2 protein-coding genes and 1 pseudogene are annotated in these 2,870 nt (G+C 57.1%); 2 read left to right on the forward strand and 1 reads right to left on the reverse strand.

The annotated features are described in order from the left end of the window. A pseudogene (locus tag TW83_RS21210) lies at nt 1–694 on the forward strand (hypothetical protein); the annotation flags it as partial. 753 nt (nt 695–1,447) lie between these two features. Beyond that, the gene (locus TW83_RS20015; protein ID WP_084697589.1) at nt 1,448–1,762 is read left to right on the forward strand and encodes an H-NS histone family protein; all 315 of its coding nucleotides are present in this window, start codon (nt 1,448–1,450) and stop codon (nt 1,760–1,762) included. Between the two features lie 145 nt (nt 1,763–1,907). Here the strand turns inward: TW83_RS20015 and TW83_RS20020 are convergent, their stop codons facing one another. Then, complete coding sequence (locus TW83_RS20020; protein ID WP_084697590.1) at nt 1,908–2,189, reverse strand: helix-turn-helix transcriptional regulator; 282 nt, start codon at nt 2,187–2,189, stop codon at nt 1,908–1,910. Nucleotides 2,190–2,870: the final 681 nt, after the last annotated feature.

Genomic DNA, 2,870 nt, shown 5'->3' on the forward strand with positions numbered 1-2,870 from the left:
CAGCGTCGAGGATGCGCCCAAGTCGCCCTATTCCGGTGCGCTGGTCGAGGACATGAAGGCCGTGCGGCTGGCCGCGATCCAGACCGCGCTGCTGGACAAGCCGGAAATGATCTTTGACCTGCTGGCCTTCGGCATGTCGCTGGCATCGGGTGTCAGCACCCATGTTTTCGACCTGTCGCCGGGACGCCCCAACAACTGCCCGAGCAAGCCCGAGGGGTTGGAGTTTTCCGAACGGCTGACCCATGCCCCTGCGGGACATGAGGCATGGAGCCGCCCGGAACTGCGGATTGACGATCTGGCGACCGCCTTCCGCACGTTCGTCGCCGCTGGCAAGAAAGCCCGCAACGTGGCGCTGGTCGATAGCGTGGCGCGGACCCTGCCCTACGGCGCAGGCAGCGCGGAGTTTTTCGGACTGATCGAGGCCGATGCCGGGGCCGGTATCCGCAAGGTCTGGACACCCACCGCCGAGAACTTTTTCAGCCGCGTCAGCGCCGACTATCTGGACACGCTGCATCTGGACCTGACCGGCTGCGATCCGCAGGGGAACGGCTTCAAGGCGCACAAGGCGCAGAAAAAGGCCGAAAAAGCGCGGTGCATGGAGCGTCTGTTCAGCGATGCCGAGTATCAGAAGGCATGGAAGATCGACGCGGAGAAGAAGGCCCGCATCGAGGCTTGGACCCCGGATTGCTTCTGATCTAATTTAGGGCGGTTAGCGCCGCCCTAATTTCCATACTTGAGACGAGAAGATACGTAGCGTTGAAAAACGCCTTTACGTTCTAAAGCCCACTTCAGCTAAGGCGAGATCAGTCATGAATTTCCTCTATCATCGCATCTATCTTGCCGGGTATAGTGGATGGATGATGCCGCGCCGGTTGCGTAAGATCATCCCAAGATCGAAAATTCACCGAGCTTGGTTTTTAGGTTCTACAGGTTACTTTGTTGAAAAAGGCATACGATACGGGTTAGCAAATCCCCGGACACAGGAGCGGACTTACCATGAAATTTGAAGAAAAACTTTTGTCCATGGGTGCGAACGCGACCGTATGGCGAAGACGCAAACCACTCTTTACAAATGGGCGGCAGGTTTAGCAGCATCTGTAGTCGGCAGCATTGTATACGTGGCTATATTCATTCAGAATCCCACAGTACCGATGACCGCAATATTGATCCTATTTGGCTTTCTACTTGTCTGCCTCCTTAAAGTAGTAGAGCTGCACAACGAGATAGATAGAGCCAGGTATCGCCTAGTCCATGATCTCCTGATTGTCGCACCAACCGGACACGGCAAAGGCATTCCATTCCCAGAACGGCAATCGTCGTTCGACTGAACACCCCCATTCCTTGTGGTGAGGAATACTGGCCCCGCTTCGGCGGGGTCTTTTTTTTCTTTTAGATTGGCGCTACCACTTCTTGACTGAACAACCTTTCGATTGAACCGGAGAAGCTGATGAACGTAACTGAAATGAGCTATGCTCAACTGGAAGAACAGCGAAAGCAGATTGAAGACGCGATGCGCAATCTTGATAAAACACGCAAGACTGACGCAAAGAAGGCCGTCAGGGCAACTGCAAAGGAATACGGATTTACTATCGAGGAACTGTTTGACTTGCCCGTCAGCCCGAAAAGCAGCGGTGCTGGAGCAAAGCCAAAGTATCGGAACCCCGAAAACCAAGACGAAACGTGGTCGGGGCGAGGACGCAAACCGCAATGGATCAAAGAAGCTGTTGAGAACGGCGCTGATCTATCGACGTTTAAAATCTAGGTCAGATCCTGCGGGCTAGGGTTTCACCCTGGCCCGCGCGGCGAGCGGTCAGGTGCCCACAACGCACGTCACGACCAATAAATAGCGGTGACTCTAGCCGATCAGAAAGTAGCGGCCCTACGGGCCGCTTTACTCGTTGTTCGCTTCAATCACGGCGCGCTGATCTCTCTTTGTAACCTGTCCCGAACAGAAACCAGTTGGCATCTATTCCACAGTGTTCGAGGACAATTGCAAGCTCACTTGCTTTCAGGTCGCGCTCTCCTGACTCGATCTTGCAATAGGTTCGGAACGGCGTACCAATTTTTTCCGCCATGTCCCGTTGAGAAATATCTGCGCTTGTCCTGACATGCTTGAGCCGATCTGTAAGACTATGCTCATGCCCAAGCGAAAAGATTTCAACTTTCCTGCCGCGTGTTTCTTCTGTCATTGGTCGAAGCCCTCATGAGACAGTTGTTGAATGTTCTAGTAAGGATGATTGCCGATAACGGCAACAATTCATCCTTCTGTAATCATCCACGCGGGGGGCTGAAAGCCGGAGGCGGTGGCACTTCTATCATGGCGGCGTCCCTCGCGTTGGTCGGTCTAGGGCTGATCGCCCTGGCCCGCCCGCCCCGAGGGACCGCGCTCTAGACTTGGCCGGCTGCACCGGCCTGCGCCCCGAGCCTATCGCCCTGCCCCTCCTTTGCGCCTGATCCCGCGCGGCCTGTCTCTCCGAGCCAGCCCGCGCGGGGGCGCAATAGTCGGCCCAGGGCTATAGTCTCGGCCCTTCGGGTCACGATCGCTCGCGCAAGGGCCAGCCTGCCCACAGGACGTCTCGCCTTCCTTCGCTCTATGAAGGCGCGTCCAGCTCGACGCCTGCAAGGCCCTGCCCTTCCGTTGGTCGGTCAGGGCTGGACAGGGCTGGCAGAGGGCACCCGGTTGTCCAGTCGCGCGCCGGGAACGACCTTGGGAGTGAAGGCGCGGGACCGGAGCAGGCTGTAAGCGAGACCACAGGGATCGAGCGTCAGCCTGTGGGCAACCGGGTGGCCTGTGACAGCCGATGCAGCAGAGCAACCCCCCTTCCCTTTCCAGAATACCGAGATCCCCGCGCAAGCGCGGTGATCGCCCC

Origin of the sequence: Paracoccus sp. S4493 (genome assembly GCF_000967735.1) — a bacterium.
GTDB classification, from domain to species: Bacteria; Pseudomonadota; Alphaproteobacteria; order Rhodobacterales; family Rhodobacteraceae; genus Paracoccus; species Paracoccus marcusii.

Bases quoted from the DNA above. Each gene is read 5' to 3' on its own strand.
- TW83_RS20015 (WP_084697589.1), top strand. From the start codon at position 1,448: ATGAACGTAACTGAAATGAGCTATGCTCAACTGGAAGAACAGCGAAAG.
- TW83_RS20020 (WP_084697590.1), bottom strand. From the start codon at position 2,189: ATGACAGAAGAAACACGCGGCAGGAAAGTTGAAATCTTTTCGCTTGGG.